The sequence below is a fragment of the Methylobacterium durans genome (assembly GCF_003173715.1).
GTDB lineage: Bacteria > Pseudomonadota > Alphaproteobacteria > Rhizobiales > Beijerinckiaceae > Methylobacterium > Methylobacterium durans.
Map to the genome: position 1 here is coordinate 2,967,787 of NZ_CP029550.1, position 21,136 is coordinate 2,988,922.

The 21,136-nt window shown below is 71.6% G+C and carries 23 protein-coding genes and 2 pseudogenes; 14 read left to right on the top strand and 11 right to left on the bottom strand.

Annotated elements, in window-relative coordinates; all coding sequences use genetic code 11:
* The first annotated feature begins 5 nt into the window (after positions 1-5).
* A complete protein-coding gene (locus DK389_RS13615) occupies positions 6-1,487 on the top strand; it encodes a flavin-containing monooxygenase (RefSeq protein ID WP_109890314.1) in 1,482 nt (493 codons plus the stop codon).
* Positions 1,488-1,569: 82 nt separating this feature from the next.
* The gene (locus DK389_RS13620) at positions 1,570-1,698 is read left to right on the top strand and encodes a TFIIS helical bundle-like domain containing protein (protein WP_109890316.1); all 129 of its coding nucleotides are present in this window, start codon (positions 1,570-1,572) and stop codon (positions 1,696-1,698) included.
* 15 nt (positions 1,699-1,713) lie between these two features.
* Here DK389_RS13620 and DK389_RS13625 read toward each other — a convergent pair whose 3' ends face one another.
* Positions 1,714-2,919 carry a patatin-like phospholipase family protein gene (locus DK389_RS13625; RefSeq protein WP_109890318.1) on the bottom strand — a complete coding sequence of 402 codons (1,206 nt, stop codon included), beginning with the start codon at positions 2,917-2,919 and terminating at the stop codon, positions 1,714-1,716.
* Between the two features lie 437 nt (positions 2,920-3,356).
* Here DK389_RS13625 and DK389_RS13630 point away from each other — a divergent pair, with 437 nt between their 5' ends.
* A complete protein-coding gene (locus DK389_RS13630) occupies positions 3,357-3,887 on the top strand; it encodes a GcrA family cell cycle regulator (RefSeq protein WP_109890320.1) in 531 nt (176 codons plus the stop codon).
* A 345-nt stretch (positions 3,888-4,232) separates the two neighbouring features.
* On the opposite strand, the gene DK389_RS13635 is transcribed toward DK389_RS13630, so the two are convergent.
* The 3 genes from DK389_RS13635 to DK389_RS13640 form a co-directional block, all read right to left on the bottom strand.
* Positions 4,233-4,622 (bottom strand): hypothetical protein, encoded by a 390-nt coding sequence (locus DK389_RS13635; RefSeq protein WP_109896369.1) that lies wholly within the window; start codon positions 4,620-4,622, stop codon positions 4,233-4,235.
* Positions 4,623-4,861: 239 nt separating this feature from the next.
* Positions 4,862-5,401: a hypothetical protein gene (locus DK389_RS34220; protein ID WP_236960854.1), complete on the bottom strand. Its 540-nt coding sequence runs from the start codon at positions 5,399-5,401 to the stop codon at positions 4,862-4,864.
* Entirely contained in the window at positions 5,359-7,374 is a 2,016-nt protein-coding gene (locus DK389_RS13640; protein ID WP_236960855.1) for a hypothetical protein, read from the bottom strand. Before DK389_RS13640 ends, DK389_RS34220 begins: the two co-directional genes overlap by 43 nt.
* 449 nt (positions 7,375-7,823) lie before the next feature.
* On the opposite strand from DK389_RS13640, the gene DK389_RS33425 reads away from it, so the two are divergent.
* From DK389_RS33425 to DK389_RS13665, 4 genes are all read left to right on the top strand, one after another.
* Positions 7,824-7,973, top strand: a complete 150-nt coding sequence (locus DK389_RS33425) for a hypothetical protein (protein ID WP_194075203.1) — start codon at positions 7,824-7,826, stop codon at positions 7,971-7,973.
* A gap of 24 nt (positions 7,974-7,997) precedes the next feature.
* Complete coding sequence (locus DK389_RS34225; RefSeq protein WP_236960856.1) at positions 7,998-8,438, top strand: pentapeptide MXKDX repeat protein; 441 nt, start codon at positions 7,998-8,000, stop codon at positions 8,436-8,438.
* Between the two features lie 93 nt (positions 8,439-8,531).
* The gene (locus DK389_RS13660; protein ID WP_109896372.1) at positions 8,532-9,134 is read left to right on the top strand and encodes an RNA polymerase sigma factor; all 603 of its coding nucleotides are present in this window, start codon (positions 8,532-8,534) and stop codon (positions 9,132-9,134) included.
* Positions 9,127-9,795 (top strand): NrsF family protein, encoded by a 669-nt coding sequence (locus DK389_RS13665; RefSeq protein WP_109890322.1) that lies wholly within the window; start codon positions 9,127-9,129, stop codon positions 9,793-9,795. The genes DK389_RS13660 and DK389_RS13665 overlap by 8 nt, the downstream gene beginning before the upstream one ends.
* 187 nt (positions 9,796-9,982) lie before the next feature.
* Here the strand turns inward: DK389_RS13665 and DK389_RS13670 are convergent, their stop codons facing one another.
* Entirely contained in the window at positions 9,983-10,993 is a 1,011-nt protein-coding gene (locus tag DK389_RS13670) for a helix-turn-helix domain-containing protein (protein WP_194075204.1), read from the bottom strand.
* Positions 10,994-11,590: 597 nt separating this feature from the next.
* Here DK389_RS13670 and DK389_RS13675 point away from each other — a divergent pair.
* The 3 genes from DK389_RS13675 (at position 11,591) to DK389_RS13685 (ending at position 13,255) form a co-directional block, all read left to right on the top strand.
* A complete protein-coding gene (locus tag DK389_RS13675) occupies positions 11,591-12,505 on the top strand; it encodes a manganese catalase family protein (protein WP_109890324.1) in 915 nt (304 codons plus the stop codon).
* A gap of 68 nt (positions 12,506-12,573) precedes the next feature.
* Complete coding sequence (locus DK389_RS13680; protein ID WP_109890326.1) at positions 12,574-12,774, top strand: DUF2934 domain-containing protein; 201 nt, start codon at positions 12,574-12,576, stop codon at positions 12,772-12,774.
* Positions 12,775-12,826: 52 nt separating this feature from the next.
* Positions 12,827-13,255, top strand: a complete 429-nt coding sequence (locus DK389_RS13685) for a GNAT family acetyltransferase (RefSeq protein WP_109890328.1) — start codon at positions 12,827-12,829, stop codon at positions 13,253-13,255.
* Here the strand turns inward: DK389_RS13685 and DK389_RS13690 are convergent.
* From DK389_RS13690 to DK389_RS13700, 3 genes are all read right to left on the bottom strand, one after another.
* Positions 13,252-13,947 carry a hypothetical protein gene (locus DK389_RS13690; RefSeq protein WP_236960857.1) on the bottom strand — a complete coding sequence of 232 codons (696 nt, stop codon included), beginning with the start codon at positions 13,945-13,947 and terminating at the stop codon, positions 13,252-13,254. The two genes, DK389_RS13685 and DK389_RS13690, sit on opposite strands and share 4 nt — an antisense overlap.
* Positions 13,948-14,024: 77 nt before the next feature.
* Positions 14,025-14,297, bottom strand: coding sequence for a YiaA/YiaB family inner membrane protein (locus DK389_RS13695; protein WP_109890330.1), 273 nt, complete (start codon positions 14,295-14,297; stop codon positions 14,025-14,027).
* 29 nt (positions 14,298-14,326) lie between these two features.
* Entirely contained in the window at positions 14,327-15,013 is a 687-nt protein-coding gene (locus DK389_RS13700) for a PspA/IM30 family protein (protein WP_109890332.1), read from the bottom strand.
* 307 nt (positions 15,014-15,320) lie between these two features.
* On the opposite strand from DK389_RS13700, the pseudogene DK389_RS13705 reads away from it, so the two are divergent.
* Both DK389_RS13705 and DK389_RS13710 read left to right on the top strand, forming a co-directional pair.
* A pseudogene (locus DK389_RS13705) lies at positions 15,321-16,339 on the top strand (SDR family oxidoreductase).
* A 100-nt stretch (positions 16,340-16,439) separates the two neighbouring features.
* On the top strand, positions 16,440-17,609 hold the full coding sequence (locus DK389_RS13710) for a hypothetical protein (RefSeq protein WP_236960858.1): 1,170 nt from the start codon (positions 16,440-16,442) through the stop codon (positions 17,607-17,609).
* A 3-nt stretch (positions 17,610-17,612) separates the two neighbouring features.
* Here the strand turns inward: DK389_RS13710 and DK389_RS13715 are convergent.
* Both DK389_RS13715 and DK389_RS13720 read right to left on the bottom strand, forming a co-directional pair.
* Positions 17,613-18,619: pseudogene (locus tag DK389_RS13715) on the bottom strand (inorganic phosphate transporter).
* An 8-nt stretch (positions 18,620-18,627) separates the two neighbouring features.
* Positions 18,628-19,272 (bottom strand): DUF47 domain-containing protein, encoded by a 645-nt coding sequence (locus tag DK389_RS13720; RefSeq protein ID WP_109890336.1) that lies wholly within the window; start codon positions 19,270-19,272, stop codon positions 18,628-18,630.
* A 90-nt stretch (positions 19,273-19,362) separates the two neighbouring features.
* Between DK389_RS13720 and DK389_RS13725 the strand changes: the two genes are divergently transcribed.
* Both DK389_RS13725 and DK389_RS13730 read left to right on the top strand, forming a co-directional pair.
* Complete coding sequence (locus DK389_RS13725; RefSeq protein WP_109890338.1) at positions 19,363-19,602, top strand: hypothetical protein; 240 nt, start codon at positions 19,363-19,365, stop codon at positions 19,600-19,602.
* Positions 19,603-19,699: 97 nt separating this feature from the next.
* Positions 19,700-20,878, top strand: a complete 1,179-nt coding sequence (locus DK389_RS13730) for an MFS transporter (RefSeq protein WP_109890340.1) — start codon at positions 19,700-19,702, stop codon at positions 20,876-20,878.
* Between the two features lie 10 nt (positions 20,879-20,888).
* On the opposite strand, the gene DK389_RS32365 is transcribed toward DK389_RS13730, so the two are convergent.
* A complete protein-coding gene (locus DK389_RS32365; protein WP_162560639.1) occupies positions 20,889-21,038 on the bottom strand; it encodes a hypothetical protein in 150 nt (49 codons plus the stop codon).
* Positions 21,039-21,136: the final 98 nt, after the last annotated feature.

The following is a 21,136-nucleotide window of genomic DNA, read 5'->3' on the forward strand; positions in this document are numbered from 1 at the left end:
ACGCGATGAGCGCGACCGACGACCCTGTGCCCGAGATCCTCAGCGTCCTCATCGTCGGCGCGGGCTTCTCCGGCCTCGCCATGGGCATCCGCTGCCGCGAGGCGGGGATCGGCCCGTTCCGGATCGTCGAGAAGGGCGACGGGATCGGCGGCACCTGGCACGCCAACACCTATCCGGGCGCGGCCTGCGACATCCCCTCCCATCTCTACTCGCTCTCCTTCGTGCCAAAGGCCGACTGGTCGCGGCTCTACCCGCAGCAGGCGGAGATCAAGGCCTATTTGGAGGCGGCGGCGCGGGCGCGCGGTCTGCTGCCGCACCTGCAGCTGAACACCGCCGTCACGGCGATGACCTGGGATGAGGCGGATTCCCTGTGGCGGGTCGAGACGAGCCGCGGCCCCTTGCGGGCGCGGGCGGTCGTCTCCGGCATGGGCGGGCTGCACCATCCGGCCCTGCCGGACATCCCGGGTCGCGACAGCTTCGGGGGCGCCGCCTTCCACTCCGCCGCCTGGGACCACAGGGTGGAGCTGCGGAACCGGCGCGTCGGCGTCATCGGCACGGGGGCGAGCGCCGTGCAATTCGTGCCGCAGATCGCCGGGACGGTGGCCCACCTCACCCTGTTCCAGCGCACGCCGGCCTGGATCATGCCGAAGCACGACCGCGCGATCGGCGAGCGCGCGCAGGCCGCCTACCGGCGGGTGCCGCTGGCGCGGCGGCTCTTCCGCGAGCGCTTGTTCTGGATTCACGAAGTGCGGGCGCTCCTCGGCTTCACCAAGGTCTCGAAGCTGACGGCTCAGGCGGAGGCGCTCGCCCGGCGCCACCTCGCCAGGGCGGTGCCGGACAAGGCCCTGCGCCGGAAGCTGACGCCGCGCTACCGCCTCGGCTGCAAACGCGTCCTCATCGCGGACGATTTCTACCCCGCCCTGATGCGGGAGAACGTGAGCCTGGAGACGGGCCGCATCGCCCGCATCACCCCGGCCGGCGTCGTCATGGCGGACGGCGCGGAGCACGCTCTCGACGCGATCGTCTACGCGACGGGCTTCGACGTGACGGGCAGCTTCCACCGCCTGCCGGTGACGGGCCGCGACGGCCTGACCCTGGCCGAGGCGTGGCGCGACGGGATGGGCGCCTTCCAGGGCATCTCGGTCGCGGGTTTCCCGAACCTGTTCCTGCTGATGGGACCGAATACCGGGCTCGGCCACAACTCGATGATCCTGATGATCGAGGCGCAGGTGGAGCACGCCCTCTCCTGCCTCAAGGCGATGCGGCGCCGGGGCCTCAGCGCGGTCGAGGTGCGGCCGGAGGCGCAGGCGCGCTTCCTCGACGGCGTCCGGGCGCGGCTCTCCGACAGCATCTGGCAGGCGGGCGGCTGCACCAGCTGGTACCAGGATTCGGAGGGGCGCAACACGGCGATCTGGCCGGGCTCCGTCCTCGCCTACCGGCGTGGCGCCCGCCGCGCCCGCCTGGACGCGGACTACCGGGTGCGCTGAGGGTGGAACACCCGGGCCGGGCCGCCCGTTGGTTCGGCAAAGCTTGCGCCGCGCCGCGGCGCGTCATCGTGAGGACCCCACCATGAGCCTGATCGGACGCATCGTCACCAAGATCCTCGGCAACGAGGACCGCCCCGTGACCCGCGACGACCGCAACGCGGATTCGAGCAACCTCGTCGGCCGGATCGTCACCAAGATCCTGCGCAAGTAGACGGGCGGGCCGCCCCTACTGCACGGTCGCGGCCACCGCCGCGACCGCCTTGGTGACCGGCGCCGCCGGCACGGTATGCTCCCAGAACTGGCCGAGGCGGGCCTTCTCGTAGCCCGCCTGGTAGAGCCTGCGCATGTAGGCGGTGTCGAAGCCCCGCGCGGCCGTCGTCGCGGGTGCGCTCTCGTCGATGTAGGTGAGGTTGAAGCCGATCCGGTTGGCGCGGGTGAACGCGTAGGTCGTGGCGAGCGTCGCCCGGCTGCGCGCTCGGCTCGCCGTCGTGAAGGAGCGCTCGACGATCGACAGCGTGTTGTTGCGCGTCACGTCGAATTCCGGCTCCAGACGCCCGTTGATCACCACGTAGATGTTGGCCTTGCCGTTCGTGCGCAGGCGCCCGTCCCGCAGCAGGAACGATTGCGGCAGGGTGAAGACCGGCGTCACCACCGAACCGTCGACGTGGAGTTCCTGGAAGGCGCTGTTGCCCGCCTGCACGTCGATGAGCTGGGGCGGGAAAACGGCCGGGATGCTCGCCGAGGCGGTGAGCACGTCGCGGAACAGCTCGACCGCGTTCGGGGCCCCGCTCGCGGCGATGGCGCCCATGTTCCAGATCACGGCGCGCTGGGAATCGAGGTTCGTCGTCACCACGAGGAGGCGGCGGCCCTTGGCGTGCTCCTCGGCCACGGCGGCGAGCAGGTCCGCGTTGACGTAGCGGCCGATCAGGTCGCGCAGGCGCCCGTCGCCGAACAGGCCGGATCCGAACAGGACGTTGGTCAGGCTCGGCGACTGTACCAGCGTCTCGGCGACGCCGCTCGTGTAGAACTCGGTGAGGTAGGCGTCGTAGGCCGGTCCCAGGAAGGCGAAGGGCGCGATCAGCGCGCCGGTGCTGACGCCCGACACCAGGGTGAATTCGGGCCGCGTGCCCGAGGCCGTCCAGCCGTTGAGGATTCCCGCCCCGTAGGCCCCGTCGCCGCCGCCGCCCGAGAGGGCAAGGTAGGAGAAGGCTTGGCGGCGCGCCTCGGGCCGGGCCGCGAGCTGCGTGAACGTGTCGGCCGAGGCGTCGGAGAACACGCGGGCGTCGGGGATGTTCGGTACGCTCGCGAAGGCCGCCTGCTCGGCCGTGTAGGTTGTCCGCGGCAGCGACGAGCAGCCGGAGACAGCCGCCGCCAGGCTGCCCGCCACGCCGAGCGCGAGCAGCCCGCGCGAGATCCCGAACCGACGCGCCATGGCGTGTGTCCCCGTGCCCTGCCTCTGACCGCACCCCCAGCCGAACGAGCTTGGCCATTCTAACGTTCCGGTCAGCTCCCGACAATCGCGCAGGTCCAGCCGAGCTGATGCGCGCGGGCCACAGGTCCGTGCCGTCGCGCACGCTTCGACGGGATGCGCGGGCGGCTGCCGGCTTTGCCGGTGGACAGCGCCTCGCGGCCGGGAGATGCGCCGAGTGTCGACTCTTGCATCGTCCACGAGCCCTCTTGTAGGTTCATCCGCGTCGCCAGGGGGGCACGCTCCCGGCGGCCATCACCAGTGGCGCACATGTTCGGCTCTCGCACCGGCCGTCCCGCACTCTGGGACGCGGCGTGAGTGCGGCTGTCTCGCGCGACGGGCCGCCTTTGCCCGCCTGAGGAGGCGGCCGCGGTGATCGCATCGTTCAGGAGGGGGCGACGATGGAAGCAGGCCTGAGCTGGACGGACGAGCGCGTGGATCTGCTGCGCCGTCTGTGGGAGGATGGGCAGAGCGCGAGCAAGATCGCCGCGCAGCTCGGCGGCGTCACCCGCAACGCGGTCATCGGCAAGGTGCACCGGCTCGGCCTCGCCGGCCGGGTCAAGGCTGCCCCGGCCCCCGTGAACGGGCGCCGCAAGCCCGAGCGCGAGGAGGCCGACGGCGCGCCGATCGAGGTGGCCGAGGAGGCCCCCGAGCCGATCGCCATCACGGCGCACCGGCCGGCGCCGGATTTCCCGCCGCCCGCCGCTCCGGCCGCCGAGGGCGTGGCGCTCGCCGTCTCCGAGCGGGTGACCATCATGGATCTGCGGGAATCGATGTGCCGCTGGCCGATGGGCGACCCGACGACGCCGGAATTCCGGTTCTGCGGCGCCCGCTCGATCACCGGCCTGCCCTACTGCACGCACCACGCCCAGATCGCCTACCAGCCCGCCGCCGAGCGCAAGCGGGACCGGCGCGTGGCGGGTTTCCGGTAAGGGCCGAGCGGGGCCGGATTCCGGCCCCCATGTTCGCGCAAACTTGAGCCCCCAGAACCGCCTCCGCCCTGAGCGGGGGATGGATTGTCATCTCGGTGGGCGGGCTGCCCGCCGCGGAGCTGCGGCCTCGGCGGGATTTCGGCGTCGCGGGCGGCATCGTCTGCATCCTCGCGGTGCTGATCCTGCCGGTGCCGGCGATCCTGATCGCTCTCGGGCTCGCCGTTTCGATCGCGCTCTCAGTGCTGATCGTCTCGCTTGCCGCCGTCCTCCTCGTCGCGAAGGGCGTCACACGCGGCACGGCCGAGGAGGCGGTGCTCGGCCAACTCGACGCCGAGCCCGCGCTGCTCATCTCTGCCGGAGCGGTGCCGTCGCCTTGTGCTGCTCCGCGAGAACGCGCGCGATCAAGCCGTCGCAGCCGGGCGTGCTTCCGACGCACTCGGCCGTCATCAGGATCTTCACCTGTCCGTCCTCCTGCACGACCTTCCGGCAGATGTAAGCGGCGGGCCGATTCCCTGCCGGTTTGGCCATCGTCCAGAGGATCAGCTGCTGGGAATCCTGCAACTCGATGAGCGAGGCTGTCTCGCGCGTGACCTGCGTGCCGGGCTGCGCCCTGAGCCCTGCAATCATCTCCGCGAACGGCACGACGTCGCGTCCGCAGAGTTGTCGCGCTTCCGCCGCGCAGGGCAGCATGCAAGCGAGGATGATCGCGCCGGTCCGGTATCGAAACAGGGGCATCGCCGTTCCCATGAAAATAACCGGCTGATGTTATGCTTCAGCACCATTGTCTGCAATCGGGCTGTAGGTCTCACAAGCTGAGTTTCCTGGATTATCGGGATTCGATTGATCAGCGGCATCGGAAATTCGTCGGGAAGTCGATTTTCTGTTGCTGTTGCAACGGCAGGTTATTTCAATTTCGGAAATATTCTCTGTAAGGAGCAGACGCATACCCGCTTCGCCGGAAAGCCATTCGGCCTTCACGCCTCGGAGAGGAACCGTCCCAGCGCCGCGCCTTCGAGAAGCCGCGCGAGGCGCTCCTCCGCGCCGCTGTCCGTCGCGATCAGGAGGCCGCCGCAGACGGCGTCCTGCCCGCGGAAGGCGTAGCGGAGCGCGCTGACCGGCCGCAGGCCGCCGCCGGCAAGGAAGCCCTGCATCGTCCCGGGCCGGCCGTCGCGGCCGCACAGGATCTCGACGCCGGCGGCCCGGCCCGCGAGCGTCCAGGGCACGAGCCCGAGGCGCCGGCCCTCGGCCTGCGCCAGGACGCGGCGCGGATCGGACAGGGCGAGCACCGCGTCCGGGGCGACGTGAACCCGAGCTGCGAAGCCGATCGGCCCGCGCCCGGCGAAGCGGTCGATCACCGCGATCCCCGCGAGATCGTCGAGGATGAGGAAGGTCCGCACGTGGCGCAGGTCCGTCCCGTGCACGTTCGTCAGGAGTGCGTGCGCGCCTGCGCCGTCAAGGGCGAGCGCGTCGATCAGGCGCCCGCGCCCGGCCGCCGGCTCCCGCCCGTCCGGCATCGCGACGTTGTGGGCCCGGGCGAGAGGAGGTAGTGGCGAGCCGGGCCGGTCTCGGCCTGTTCGGAGCCGCCAGCCTCGACGATCCAGCGCCGGGATTGCGCGGCGAAGACGAAGGAGCCGCAATCGGCGTGGTCCTGCGGCGATTGCCCGGCAAAGGTGCAGGCGAAGTGGCTCCAGCCCCGCTCCGCCCCTTCCGCCCGCGCCGAGAGGGTGCGGCCCTCCGCATCGGGCCGCGCGCCGGGCCTCGGTGCCTCGGCCCCGCGCGCGGCGACGGGACCCTGCACGGCCGAGAGGCGTCCGAGCCAGGCGCCGTGGTCGATCCCGGGCGGGCTGTCGCCGAAGGGCGGCAGGCGGCCGCCGGGGTCGAGGAGGGCGGTGAGGCCGGGCAGCGCCGCCGCGACGGATTCCGCGATGGCCGGCCCCGGCGCTTCGCCGTCGAGCGCCGCGGCGAGCGCGCGCCCGAGGGTGAGGAGTTCGAGGCGCCGGTGCAGTGAGGGCTCGGCGAGCGGCGCGGAGAAGCCCTCGGCGAGCGCGAACCGGGCGAGCGCATCCCAGTAGGCGGAAAGCGGCAGGCGCGGCAGGGTGCGGGCGATGCCGAGGAGCGCGCCGGCGGCCCGCATCTGCAGCAGGGATCGGCCCAGCGTGTTCTGCCCGACGATCTCGGCGATGGCGAAGCCGTGGCGGGCGATCTCGCCGACGAGCACGCGCGCCGCCTCGGCCTCGACCGGGCCTGCGAGAAGCGCGCCGAGCACGTCGGCCCGCGTCGCGAGGGCGTCCGGGTGCAGGCTCAGCGGGTCGGCCGGCTGGCCCCAGGAATTGGCGCGCGACCAGGAGAGGGCGAGATCGAGGGCCAGGGCCCGGCCCGCCTCACCGGACAGAGCGGTGAGCCAGGCGAGCGATTGATAGTCCAGGCGCCAGGGAACCGAGCGGAACGGGTCCTCCCGCCAGTCGGGCGCCCTGGGCAGCGGCCAGTCCGGCGCGCCGGCGAGGCGCAGGGCGAGGGCGTCGCCTGCGGGCGCAGCGGCCGGCCCGGCCGGCCCGGCCGGCCCCTGGAGGGCGCGCTGAGCCAGCAGGATGCGGGGCGCGCCCGTCACGGGCGGAGAGATCCAGGCCGATTCCGCGCCGGGCGGCAGGCCGAGGGCCGCGGTGAGGCGGACGAGGAAGGCGGGCGCTTGGAGCACCTCGTCGCCGCACAGGCTCTCCAGCCGCAGACGGTCCTCGAGGGCGATCTCGGGGGCGGCGAGGAGTTCGACCCGGGTCTCCGCCGGCGCGTCCTCCCAGCGCTCGAAGGCGACGTCAACGAAAGCCGCGTCGGACGGCGGCTTCAGGTTCAGGGTGAAGCGCCGCGCCTGCTGGTGGGCGCCGAGGTTGATCACCGCTCCGAAGCCCGGCACCGAGACGGTGTCGGGATAAGGCGGAGCGATCGGGGCCCCATCGGAATGCGCGTAGGCGATCCTGGCGCGGGCGGCGTGCTCGTCGGGGCGCGCGGCATGGATCTGCCCGCGCAGGACGAGGCCGGACCCCAGCACTAGGGCGAGGCGCAGGGGCTCGGCCGCCGGCCCGAGCCAGCGGCGCGGGCGCTCCTCGGCGGCCTCCGCGGCGTCAAAGCCCTGCCGCAGCGTCGCGTCGGCGATCGTGAAGGGGCGCGTGTTGCGCCACGAGCGGATTGTCACGGCGAGGTTGCGGGCCGGGGCAGGAACCCGGAAGGCGATGCGCAGGGAAGCCGTGCGGGTGCGCTCGCTCCCCTCCGGCTGGTAGGCGGGCCCGGGAATCCAGGCGCTGTGCGGGTCCAGCAGGCTGCGCGCGAGGCCCGGCACGTGGTCGAGGTCGAGGCCGGAACCGTCGGCGGCCAGGAAGTCGAAGCCGACGAGGGCGAAGTCGAAGGCGTTGCCGGCCGCCTCCTCGGAATCCCAGGCGATCCGCGCCTCCAGGCTGCACCACGCCTCCGCCCGCAAGCCCTCGAAATCGAGCACCGCCCGCGACCAGCGGTTCCTGGCCGCGATCCGGTGCTCGCCCGCGCCGGGCCGAACGCCGCCCCGCCCGCATGGCGGGCCGAGACCGGCAGCAGATCCGTCGCCGCAGGCGGCTCTTCCGGAGGCATGGACAGGGAAGGGGAGGTGGAACGGCGGGCGGGCGAGAAGGCAGCTTAGCGCGGAACACGACCGGCGAGCTACGGCGCAGGTTTTGCCCGGCACGCATCAATCCGCCCTTGACCGACCCCATCGGATGACCCGCACCGGGGCGTCCGCCGGCCGAGCGAGAGGGACAAGCATGACGGGCGTGTATCTGCACGACCTCGCCTCGCAGCACGCCCGCTACCGCGCGGTGCGGCAGGCCACGATCGCCGGCAACGTTGCCCATGCCGACGCCCCGGATCACCGGGCGCGGGACGGGATAGCCTTCGCGCAGGTCCGCGCCCGCAATGCAGCCCTACGCCATGACCATCGCCGGCAAGGCCGATTTCGGCGCGCGTGCGGCCGACGTGGTGCAGCGCCTCGCGCGACGAGCGCAGGCCGAGGGCGAGCGCCTCTGTGACCTCGGCTGCAGGCAGATCAGCCACCATCATGACTAAGCGAAATTCGCGAGGCTCGAGGCGATGATCGACCCGCGCCAGGACGTCGAGCACGCGACGCGCTTCCCGAAGGAACGGCGGGAACGGGCGGGAAGCTGGACGTTCGCCGTCGCGCGCGACCATGCCGGTCCGCACAACAGTCCGGCGCGTAACCGGCGGCCCTGCGGCGCCGAAAGCCTCTCCGTGGCGTCCCCATCCAGGCACGCCCCCCAGAGGAGAGATCCCATGCGCACTCTGATCCGCACCGCCTCGGCCCTTATCCTGTCGATCGCCGCCGCCGCGACCCCGGCCCTCGCCGCGGAAGGGGGCACCAAGGATTCCGTGAAGGAGCCCGCGGCGCGGGATTCGATGGCCAAGGACTCGATGGGGAAAGATGGCATGCACAAGGGTTCGATGCACAAGGACCAGATGCACAAGGGTTCGATGGAGAAGGACGGCATGGCCAAGGACACGATGAAGAAGTAGCCTGCTGCGGCCGGGAGGCGGACGATGGCCGCTCTCGCACACCCGATCCCGATGCCGGGCCCGTCGGCGGTCCGGCCGGACGCGCAGCCCGCCATGCCCGCTCGAAACGCGACAGGACCCGGCGAGGCGCATCTCGCGGCCGCGATGCGGGCGGCGCAGGACGGGGACGCGGCCGCCTATCGCCGGGTGCTGCGCGCCTGCGTGCCCGTGATCGCGGGTGTCGCCCGCGGTCAGGGGGTGCGGGGGGCCGCCGTCGACGACGTGGTGCAGGAGACGCTGCTGACGGTCCACCGGGCGCGGGCGACCTACGATCCGTCCCGCCCCTTCCTGCCCTGGCTGCGCGCCATCGCGCAGCGGCGGGCGGTCGATGCGTTGCGCCGCCGCTCGCGCCGGCCGCAGGAGGTGCACGATCCGGCCGCCTTCGAGGATCAGGTCGATGCCGGGCCGGCACCGGGGCAGGCCCTCGAGGAGGGCCAGGAGGCGCGCCTGCGCGAGGCCCGGCTCGCCCGCGCGGTGGCGAACCTGCCGGCAGGCCAGCGGCAGGCGGTCGAGCACCTCGCCCTCGGCGAGCGCTCCCTGGACGAGACCGCCGCGCTCACCGGACGAAGCAAGGGGGCCCTCAAGGTGAACCTGCACCGCGCCCTCAAGGCGCTTCGCGCGGCTCTCGTCTCCGACCGGGAGGGCCGAGATGCCTGATCTCGACCGCCACGACCGCCTCGTCGAGGAGCTGGCGGGCCGCCTGACGCCGGTGCGGCGCCTCAGCGCCCCGGGGCGCCGGGCCGTCCTGTGGGGCGGGGCGGCGCTTGCCCTCGGCCTTCTCGTTCTGCCCTTCGCCGACCTGTCGGGCCTCCACGCCCGCCTCGGCGTGACGGATCTGCGCCTCGCGGCGGTCGGGGCGGCGCTGACGGCGGCCGCGGCGGCCGTCGGCGCCTTCCAGACCAGCGTGCCCGGCCGCGCGGCCGCCTGGGCCCTCCTGCCCCTTCCGCCCCTCGCGCTCTGGCTCGGGGCGAGCGGGCTCGGGTGCCTGCGCGCGTGGCTCGCGCCCGCCTCCGGCATCGCCGAGGCGGAGGAGATGCGCGGCTGCTTCGTGTTCGTGATGGGCGTGTCGCTGCCGCTCTCCGTGCTGCTCGTGCTGATGCTGCGGCGCGCCTGCCCGCTGCGCCCGAACCTCACGGCGGCGCTGGCCGGGCTCGCGGCGGCCGCCACCGCCGCCGCGCTCCTCGTCCCGCTCCATCCGCACGACGCGACCGCGACGGATCTCGCCGTGCACGCGGCCGCCATCGTGCTGGTGATCGGCCTCAACGGCCTCCTCGGCGGGCGGATCCTGGACGGATCGCGAGGCGGCGAGGCAGGCTAGCGAGGGGACCCGCGCGCGGCGCCTCACGCCTGCGCGGCGGCGTGGCGCGCATCCGATGAAGACGCCCCTGCTGCTCTCCCCCGCGCTCCGCGCGGACGATGTCGCGGTGTGAGCGCGGGATATCGGGCTAGGCTTGCGCGGGGCTTTTCGAGCCGCGGGCCCGGTTCGCGGACGGCCGCGTTCGGCCTCAGCCCGATCGCGCTCCGAGGTGCTCCCACCACCAGTTGAAGACGTCGAGGCTCGTCCGCTCGGATTCGCGCGCCGCCTTCACCTGCTCGGCGCGGAATTCGCTCGCTGTCATGCCGAACTGGGCGCGGAAGCTCCGGCTGAAATGCGCCTCGCTCTGGAAGCCGAACTCGGCCGCGAGCCGCGAGAGGAGGCGGGTCTCCAGCGGGTCGCTCAGCGCCGCCCGCACGGCGAGCAGGCGCCGCTCCTGCACGGAGCGCATGATGCCGCCGTAGGGCGCGAACAGGCGGTAGAGGCCCGCTCGGGAGATGCCCAGCCGGTTCGCCAGCCATTCCGGCGACAGGTCGGGCGAGGCGAGGTTGGCGCGGATCGCCTGCTCGGCGAGCGCGAGATGGCTCGCCTCGAGGGCCGGCGTCTCCAGGTGATCCGTCGCGGAGGTCGGTTCGAGCAGGGTCGAGATCACCCCCAGCGTGTGCTCGGCCACGCCGCCCGCCTCCGCCTCGTCGAGCTGGGCGCTCCGCTCGCGCAGGGCCGTCAGGTGGGCCGCGAACAGGCGGTTGCGGGCGGGGTCCAGGCGCGGCGGCAGCGGGCCGCCGTCGAGGCCGGGCAGCAGGCTGCGCGGCACGATCAGCGAGATCGTGTCCGAGGATGCGGCAAGGGTGCTGACCTCGTGGCGAAGGTCGATGATGGCGACCTGGGACGACCAGATCGTGGTCTCGTGCCCCGTGATGGAGCCGTTGAAGCCGCCGACATTGTAGAGATGGAACAGGAAATGGTCCGGCGTCCGCTCGATCAGGGCGCGGTCGCGGCGGAAGCTCTGAGCCGTGAAGGTCACCCGCGCGACGATCATGTCGCCGACGACGACGCCGCTCGCCGAGCCGGTCGGATATTGATGGCTCGGATGGAAGGCGCGCGGCTCGAAGAGTGCGCCGACGACACCTTTCCAGATCTCGTAGGCCTGCGCGTTGGGCAGGCCGGTCGTCAGGTAGTCCAGGCGCGGCAGGGTGGACACGCGGCGTTGAGACCTTCGGGAGCTTGGTCCGGGACGGGCGCCCGGCGGGATCGATCATGACGGGAACGGACCGGCGCGTGGCGGCTGATCCGCCCCGTCCCGATCCTGCCTCTCCGCGCCGCCGCACGCGCCTGCGGCGGACACGGTTCCGAAGCCGGACGGTGCGAGAAAGTTCCCGGTCTCGGAGGGCTCATTGGGCCAAACCGGCCGCCCGGGTCAACTGTGAATGCGGACCTTTCACATGTCTAATTCTAAACACAATGCCTCTTCCATCGATGAGAGCCGCGTGAAAATTGACCAATGCAGCGGGTGTTCGGTCAAGATCGATTTCTGGAAATGTAAATGCGTAGGATGTGCGGATGTCTTGCCGAAAGATCTCGTATCCGCCGCTGCTCGGGTGCGGTCCGCTTCGCGTGTTGCCTGTGCATCACCGGCGAATTCTGGACAGGCAGGGCTGACCTTGCCGCGGTGACGGCTCCGCGCCCGGCGCGGAACGGTCGCGCGGAGGCGCCGCACCTCTCGGTCCTCGGCCGTGGGGAACATACTGGAAGTTGCAGAGTCGCCCTTCCGGGAACCCAAACCGGAAAGGCGCTGCCCATGTTCATGAGGATCGACCGTCTCCAGGCCGAGCTGCCTCAGCCGAAGAAGCCCGACCCCAACGCCGCTGCCGCCCTGCAGGAGCTGCTCGGCGGCAAGTACGGGGAGATGTCCACCCTCGGAAACTACATGTTCCAGAGCTTCAATTTCCGGGACAAGTCGAAGTTGCGCCCGTTCTACAGCCTGGTTTCGAGCATCTTCGCGGAGGAGCTCGGGCACGTCGAGCTGGTCTCGACGGGCGTCGCGATGCTCAATAACGGCCCCGGCGACCAGACCGAGGACGTGGACGTGTCGAAGGCCCCGTTCGAGGAGATGAAGGACATCCGGCTCGCCGGGAGCTTCCTCAGCAACGGTGGCGGTGCCATGCCGATGAATTCGAACGCCGCGTCGTGGAACATGGACATGGTCACGACGACGGGGAATATCATCATCGACCTGCTGCACAACTTCCACTTGGAGTGCGGCGCCCGCCTCCACAAGCTGCGCGTCTACGAGACCCTGAAGGATCCGACCGGCCGTGAGGTCTGCGGCTATCTCCTGGTGCGCGGCTCCGTCCACGCCCACGCCTACGCGCTCGCCCTGAAGAAGCTGACCGGCGTCGAGATCGAGAAGATGCTGCCCACGCCCAACATTGTGCTCGACAAGATCCCCGAATGTCAGAAGTACCTGCAGGAGGGCTCGCACCGGCGCCTGTACCGCTTCAGCCCGGGCGATTATCAGGAGGCCGCCGGCGTCTGGTCGAACGACGAGGTGGCGCTTCCGGGCGATCCGCCGGGCAATCTGGAGGTGGTGGACGGGATGCCGGAGGGCGGCAAGATCCCCGAGCTCGACGGAAATTACGGCGCCTTCGCCCCGAACTATGCGCCGGAGGAGATCTTCGAGGTCGCGAGCAAGCTCTATAAGAAGAGCCGCTGAGCCCGACGGGGCCCGGCGCGGGGCGAACCTCGCGCCGGGCCCATCCCACGACCACGAGGACAGGGCCATTGACGGACAAGGCGGCGATCACGTTCGAGCAGATTCGCGAACGCGCCTACGAGATCTGGGAGCGCAACCATCGTCCCGCCGGATTCGAGATCGAGTTCTGGCTCCTCGCCGAGCGGGAGCTGAAGGCCGAGCGCGAGCGCAAGCGCAACGCGGGTGGCCATGCGGGCGGCGGATCCGGCGGTGATGGAGCGGCGAGCTAGGCGCGGTGGCCCGTCTCCGGTGCAGGCCGTGGGTGACCCGGAGCACGCCGTCATGTCGCTGACCATCAGGCGTGCCGTGCCGGCAGACGAGGCGGATGTCGTCGCCCTGTGGCGGGCTTGCGGCCTGGTGGCGCCCTACAACGATCCCGCCGCGGATTTCCGGTTCGCGACGGTCGGTCCCTGCTCGGACGTGCTGGTCGGCGCAGACGAGGCCGGCCGCGTCCGCGGCAGCGTCATGGTCGGGCATGACGGCCACCGGGGCTGGCTCTACTACGTCGCCGCTGCCCCCGACGCGCGCGGCCTCGGGATCGGTCGGCAGATGGTGCAGGCTGCGGAGGGGTGGTTGCGGGAGCGCAAGGTCGTGAAGGTTCAGCTCCTGGTGCGGGAGACGAACGCGACGATCGTCTCCTTCTATGAGCAACTCGGTTTCGAGGTCGCCCCGCGGGTCGTCATGGGCAAGTGGCTCGGGGACCTGCCTTAGGGCGTCGGCCGCCCGGCCGCCGGCATCGCCCGCCGCAGGACGAGGTGGGTCGGCGCGAAGAGCAGGACGGGCAATCCGACGATCAGCCCCGTGACCCACGCCCAGGCCGGCATCAGGGTCTGCGCCGCGCGGTCGCTCATCCCCCAGACGTAGTTGATGTTGACCGGCGTCAGGCCGGGATCGGGGTTCGGCGGCGGCATCAGGAAGAAGCAGACGAGGAGTGTCGCGACGGCCAGGGCCGTCCAAGCGCCGAGCGCCCGGCCGTCGTAGCCGAGCCGGTGCACGAGGTAGACGAGGAGGAGCGGCAGCCAGCCGTGGAAGCCCGAGAGGGCGCGCAGGAACAGCGGCTTCTCGGGGTCGAACATGTAGGCGGTCATCCCGGTGAGCGGCAGGCCGATCGCGGTGCCGAGAAAATCGACGATCCAGAGTGCCTGCGGCGCCAGGATCCCGACGGCGCACATCGAGATCAGGAGCGGGCTCTCGAGCCAGATGCCGACGAGCGTCAGCAGGATGGCCTGATCGCAGAAATACAGAAGGTTCGTCGGGCCGTAGGCGTGCAGGTAGACGGGCAGGATCACGGCCGCGAACAGCGTGTAGGCGATCCTGACCGGAGCGGGGATGCACCCACGCGCGACTGCCCTCCGCGTCAGGTTAGGCAGGATGGGCGGCGCATCGGCGTCGAGGGTAGTCATGGCAAGGCTCCGGTGGGCTGGGCAGGCCCGGACCGGCGTCCGGGCCGCGGAGGGAGGCGGGTTGCGCGGCCGGAGCCTCACTCCTTGCCCACCGACATCAGCAGCCGCTCGGTGCGGGCGTCCTCGATGCGGTTCACCATGCGCTTGGCCTCGTGGACGTCGCGCACCGTCTTGGTGACGGTGACGCAGGATTGCACCAGCATCACGACACCCATGGCGAGGTAGCCCTTCAGCCAGAAATCGACCGGCAGGAACAGGATGCCGAACCCGACCATCGCGGCGGCACCGATGAAGGACGCGTAGGTGAAGCTGACCCAGGCGCCCGAGTGGCGGGGTGTCTCGTTGTTCATGGCTGTTGCTTTCGGATGGGGGATGGGGATCAGGCGGGTTCGGCGGAGAGGCCGGCCGCGCGGCGCAGGCGGTCGAGAACCGCGCTCCCGGCCGGGCGGTCGCGCCCGCCGAAACCCGCGCGCTCGAGGCGCTCGGCGATGTCCGCGCCGGGCTCGGCCTCGGCCAGCGCCGCCTCCGTGTCGGCCGTCTCCGCCTGAATCTCGCGCAGCCGCGCGAGGGTCGCCTCCGCCTCACGCAGGGTCGTGGTGTCCTGAGGCCGGGCGCTCGCGCCGAGGCGCCGCACCGCCTCCGAGGCGGCTGCGACCCGGCGGCCTCGCTCCAGCTCCGCCTGACGGCGGCCCGCATCCGCCACCGTCTCGCGGATGCGGGCGACCTCCGTCGCGAAGCTGGCGCGGGCGGCGCCGATCGCGTCCCGCTCCGCCTCCAGTTCGGCGATGGCCTCGGCGGCTTCCGCGGCGAGATCCTCGCGGTCGGCCTTCAGCGCGGCGACGGCACGCGTCTCCAGATCGAGGGCGCGGGCTTCCACGGACTCGGCCCGGCGCGCCTCGGCGCGGTCGCCTGCGATCGCGACCGCCAGGGCGCGCCGGCTGCGCTCCAGGGACGCGCGGGTCTCGCGGATCTGCTGGTCAAGGATCAGGAGGGCGTTCTGGTCGAAGAAATCGTCCGTCGCGCGGGCGGCGGCGCCGCGGGCGAGGAGGCGAAGCAGCTTGAGCATCGAGGTCTCCCTGGTTTGAACGATGTTCACACCAGATGTCTCGGCGATATTTGAACATCGTTCAAGTGCGATTTTGCACGACGTGCAAAGCGGGAGCGCGGGGCTCGACGCGACGTCGTGCAGATTGCTCGTCGGTCGTGGCGGGGCCGATCCGCCGCAGCCGGAACCGGAAACCGGGGGCATGCCGAAGAGTTTGCGATGCGAAAGCTGCGTTCATCCGCGATGACGCAACTGACGGTACCCATGGTCGCCGCGCCCGCTCCGGAAAGCCGCGCGCCGCCGATCGCGTCGCATCAGGGAGTCTTCGATGAACCGCGTCCACAAGCCGCTCGGTGAGCAGGTCATCGTGATCACAGGGGCTTCGAGTGGCATCGGCCTCGCGACGGCGCGGATGGCGGCGGAACGGGGCGCGCGGGTCGTTCTGGCCGCGCGCGACGGCGAGGCGCTGGCCCGGATCCGCAACGAGATCGAGGCGGCGGGCGGGCGGGCCCTCGACGTCGTCGCCGATGTCGGCCGGCGGTCCGATGTCCAGGCCATCGCCGACCGGGCCGTGGCCGAGTTCGGCGGCTTCGACACCTGGGTGAACGTCGCCGGGCTGACGATCTACGGATACCTGTGGGAGGTCAGCGACGAGGACGCTGCACGCCTGCTGCAGACGAACCTCTGGGGCACGATGTACGGCTCGCTCGTCGCCACGGAGCACCTGCGCCAGCGCGGGGGCGCCCTCATCAACATCGGCAGCGTCGCCTCGGATCTCGCCTTCCCCCTCCAGGGCATCTACTGCGCCAGCAAGCACGCGGTGAAGGGCTTCACCGACGCCCTCCGCATGGAGCTGCTGCAGGTCGGCGCCCCCGTGTCCGTGACCCTGATCAAGCCGACCTCGATCGACACGCCCCTGCCGCAGCGGGCCCGCAACTACACCGATGCCGAGCCGAAGCTGCCGCCGCCGGTCTATCCCCCGAGGAAGTGGCGAACGCGATCCTCCACGCGGCCGTGCATCCGCAGCGGGACATCTTCGTGGGCGGCGGCGGCAAGATTCTCTCGGGCCTGAAGGAGTTCGCGCCCGGCGCCTACGACCTCCTGGCGCCCGCCGTCACCAGCCTGCAGCGCCGGAACGAGGCGCCGCGCCACCCCGAGGGCGCGCTCCACCGCCCGAGCGGCGACGGCCACGCGCATGGCAGCCATCCCGGCTACGTGATGCGCACGAGCGCCTACACGCGGGCGAGCCTCAAACCCCTGGCGACCGCCGGGATGTTGGCCGCGGGCGTCGCCATGACGGCCGCGCTGATGCTCACGGGGGGCGGGCGGGGCGGGCGCCGCCCGTAACCGACCCTCAGCCGATCCGCTCACCGCGGCGGCCGGCATGTCCGCGCGCCCGCGCCCGTGATATGCCGACCGCCGAGTTCCGGAGGGCGGTCGAGGGGGAATGGCGGATCGGGGGGTAAGGTCGGGTGCGGGCCGGACGGCGCGCGCGTCCGGCGTCGTGCTGCTCGCGCTCCTCACGGCCGCCCCGGCCGCGGCGGACGCGGTCGATCCGCGCATCCTGCCGGCCAAGCCCCGCTACACGCGCAACGCCGCCTGCAGCCCCGTGACCATCGCGATGCCGCCGTCAACGCACCGGTTGCCCGGCAGCAACCGCATCTCGCCGCGCCCGGCCGACATCCCGGTCGGGCAGGGCGAGAGCGCGATCTGCTTCGCCTACGCCACCGCCGACATGATCTCCCAGCGCGTCGGCGTCGCCGTCTCGCCCCTCGACGTCGCGGGCAAGTTCTACTTCGCCGATCCCGCGCGGCTGTCGGCCATCCGCGACCCGCAGATCCGGGCGCATCTGAGGGCGCACCCCGATCATCTCGCCGACATCGCCTGGAGTCGCAACGCGGCCGACATCAGCAAGGACGGCAACCCGCATCTCGAGCCGTATTTCGACAAGCTGGAGGGGGGCGAGGAGGATGCGGCGGCGCTCCTCTACAATCTCGGCGGCCTCTGCGAGGAGCGGGACCTGCCCTCGCACGAGGGTTACGCCCATTTCACCGGGTACTTCGCCGCGCTCCGCTTCAGTGCCCCGGTGCGGGCGCCGAACATGAGCTTCCGCAGCGTCGGCACGGCGCCGGACAAGCTGCGCAGCCGCCGTGCCGACGCCGTCAACGCCGCCTGGCTCGCGCAGGCCGAGGCGCTCTGCCGGCGCCGGCCCCTGCCGGTGCCGCTGTTGCCCGTCTCCTTCCGGGTCGCCGCCAACCAGCTCGAATTCATGGAGATGCTGGAGGCGGGCCGGGCGCCGGGCGCGGCCACCGTCTCGCGGATGCTCGCGATGGTCGATTACGCCCTCGACCACAGCCGCGCGCCGACCGTCGGCTACAGCTGGTACGTGCTGGAGGAGCGCGACCCGAAGGACCCGGACGTCGCGGCCGACCATTCGAGCGCCATCGTCGCCCGGCGCCGCGCGGGCGGTAGCTGCCAGTACCTGGTGCAGGACAACACGGGCGAGTACTGCGCCCGCATGCGCGAGGGCATCCGCGAGCGCTGCGACAACGGCCGCGTCTGGCTCAAGGAGGAGGAGTTGCGGCGCACCCTCTACAGCGTGATCTACCTGCGCTGAGGCTCAGGCGAACAGCCCGACGAGGGCGTAGCAGGTGGCCGCGATCAGGGCCGCGGCCGGCAATGTCACCACCCAGGCGACGACGATGTTGCCGGCGACCCCCCAGCGCACCGCCGAGGTGCGCCGCGCCGCGCCGACGCCGACGATCGCACCGGTGATGGTGTGCGTCGTCGAGACCGGCACCCCGAGCCAGGTCGCGGTGAACAGGGTGATGGCGCCCCCCGTCTCGGCGCAGAAGCCCTGCATCGGGTTGAGCCGCGTGATCTTCGAGCCCATCGTGTGCACGATCCGCCAGCCGCCGAACAGCGTGCCGAGCGCCATCGCCGTCTGGCAGGAGATCACCACCCAGAGCGGCACGTGGAATTCGCCCCCGAGGTGGCCCTGCGAGTAGAGCAGCACGGCGATGATGCCCATCGTCTTCTGCGCGTCGTTGCCGCCGTGGCCGAGGGAGTAGAGCGAGGCCGAGACGAATTGCAGGGTGCGGAAGGTGTTGTCGACGGCGAACGGCGTCGCCCGGACGAAGATCCAGGAGACGATCAGAACGAGGAGCAGCGCGAGCAGCAAGCCGAACAGCGGCGAGAGCACGATCGCCGCCACCGTCTTCGACAATCCGGCCCAGACCACGACGCTGAAGCCGCCCTTGGCGACGCCGGCCCCGACGAGGCCGCCGATCAGCGCGTGCGAGCTGCTCGACGGAATGCCGAGGATCCAAGTCGCGACGTTCCAGGCGATGGCGCCGATGAGCGCGCTGAAGATCACCCGCGCGTCGACGATGCCGGCATCGACGATGCCGGTGCCGAGCGTCTGGGCGACGTGGAGGCCGAAGAACAGGAACGCGATGAAGTTGAAGAACGCGGCCCAGAACACCGCGTATTGCGGCCGCAGCACCCGCGTCGAGACGATCGTCGCGATGGAGTTCGCGGCATCGTGCAGGCCGTTCAGGAAGTCGAACAGCAGCGCGACGCCGATCAGGCCCACGAGGAGGGGAAGGCGAGGGCGGCATCGGTCATGGCACGCCCTACACGTTCTCGATCACGATGCCGCTGATCTCGTTGGCGACGTCTTCGAAGCGGTCGACCACCTTCTCAAGGTGCTCGTAGATCTCGCTGCCGATCATGTAGGCCATCGGGTTCGACGGGCCGTGCTCGCGGAAGAGCGCCTTCAGCCCCTGCTCGTGCAATTCGTCCGAGCGGCCCTCGACCCGGGTGATCTGCTCGGTGAGGCTGCTCAGCCGCGTCGCGTGGGTGCCGACGCCCTTGAGGAGGGGGATCGCCTCGGCGGTCAGGTTCGCGGCCTCGACGATCGTCCCGCCCATCTCCTGCATCAGCGGGTCGAAGCTGCGCATCTCGAAGAGCGTGATCGTCTTCACGGTCTTGTGCATCTGGTCGATGGCGTCGTCCATCGACTGGATGAGATCCTTGATGTCGCCGCGGTCGAAGGGGGTGATGAAGCTACGCCGCACGGCGAGCAGCACCTCGCGGGTGATCTCGTCCGCCTCGTTCTCGCGCTCGGTGATGATCCGGCAATAGCGAGGCACCGCATCGCCGCCCTTCAGGACCTCCCGCAGCGCCGCCGCGCCCGCCACCAGCGTCTCGGAATGCCGGGCGAAAAGGTCGAAGAAGCGGTCCTCCCGCGGCATCAGCGCCCGAAACCAGCCTAGCATCCGATCCTCCGACACGCCGCACGGATCCCCGAGGCGCGATGTCCCATCGTGTTGTTGTTCGACATACCCCAGCGTGGCAAGACGGTTCCGATGGCGAACGACAAGCCCAAACGCGACACCGCCTATCTCGTTGCCGTGACGCCCGTCTCCGAGAGCGACAGCCAGCCGGCAGACGCGGTCTACGCGGCCATGCGGCAGAGCCCGGCCGAGGCGGTGGCGGCCGTGCGGGCGCTGATCGCGGGCGAGGCGCGCATCGCCGTCGTCGGCAGCCTGTCCCCGAGGACGACGAAGGCTATCAACCTCCAGCCGGGCGAGGTCCGGGCGATCTGAATGAGGGAGGGGGAGAGGGCTTGCACGCGATGGGATGCAGCCGGCCGGCAATCGGCGAAGCGGGAGATCGGACCCGCCTTCCTCATCCGGCTCGTGCATGAGGCCGCCCGCCGCCGGGAGCCGCCGGCTCGTCGTCGTCGGCGCCCTCGGGATCTTCGAGATCCTGTCCTGGGGCTCTTCGTTCTACCTGCTCTCCGTCCTCGCGGCCCCGATCGCGGCGGAGACGGGCTGGCCCCTCGCCGGGATCGTCGGCGGCCTCTCCGCCGGGCTCCTCGTGGCGGGGCTCGCCTCGCCCCGGATCGGCGCGCTCATCGACCGGCGCGGCGGACGGCCGGTGCTCGCCTTCTCGGCGCTCGTCATGGCGCTCGGCCTCACGATCCTCAGTCTCGCCCCCTCCCTGCCCGTGTTTCTCGCCGGCTGGCTCCTCCTCGGCCTCGGCATGGGATCCGGGCTCTACGACCCGGCCTTCGCCACACTCGGGCGGCTCTACGGCGCCGAGGCGCGGCCGGCCATCACCGCGCTGACCCTCTGGGGCGGGTTCGCCAGCACGGTGAGCTGGCCGCTCTCCGCGCTCCTCGTCGAGCAGGTGGGCTGGCGCGGAACCTGCCTCGCCTATGCGAGCCTGCAGCTCTGCGTCTCCTTACCGCTCGTGCTCGGCCTCGTGCCGAGCCCCGGCCCGCCGCCCGCCCGCTTCGCGACGGCCCGTCCCCCGGCGGCGGCGGCCCTCGCCGGGCGGGAGCGCCGAGCCTTCCTCCTGATGGCGGGGGTGCTCACCCTCGGCGGCACCGTCATGACCCTCGTCTCGGTGCATCTCGTCACGCTGCTGCAGGCCCGCGGCGTGCCGCTCGCCTCAGCCGTCACCTACGGGGCCCTGATCGGCCCGTCGCAGGTGGCGGCGCGGATCGTCGAGATGGCGGGACGCGGCCGCCACCACCCGCTCTGGACGCTGACCGCCGCGATGAGCCTCGTCGCCCTGGGCATCCTGCTCCTCGCCGACGGCTTGCCGGTTGTGGGGCTGGCGCTCGTCCTCTACGGCGGCGGAAACGGCATCTACTCGATCGCGCGCGGTACCGTGCCCCTCGCCCTGTTCGGCCCGGAGCACTACGCGCTGCTGATCGGCCGGCTCGCACGGCCGGGGCTGCTGGCGCAGGCGCTGGCGCCGCTGATCGGCGCCTTCGTCCTGACCTCGGGCGGGGCCGACGCGCTCTTCGTGCTGCTCGCGGCCCTCGCGCTCGCGAATGTCGGGCTCGCCGGCGCCCTCTGGCGGGTCCGCTAGGCGCGACGCCTCACACGTAATGCCGGAACACGACCTCGCCGGGCGCCTTGGCCGGCTGGGCGCGATCGCGCTCCGCGGCATCGCGCACGGCCCGGCCGGCCGCCGTGAGGATCCGGGACATCGGGCGCAGGAGACGGCGAAGCGGGCGGGCGGCGGGCATGCGAGCCTCCTCTCGACGCTCCCGAGCGGAGCCGGTCCGGTCATAACCCCTCAAGGTTGCCGAGGTGTTGCTTCTCCGATTCCTGATTGTTTCGTGAT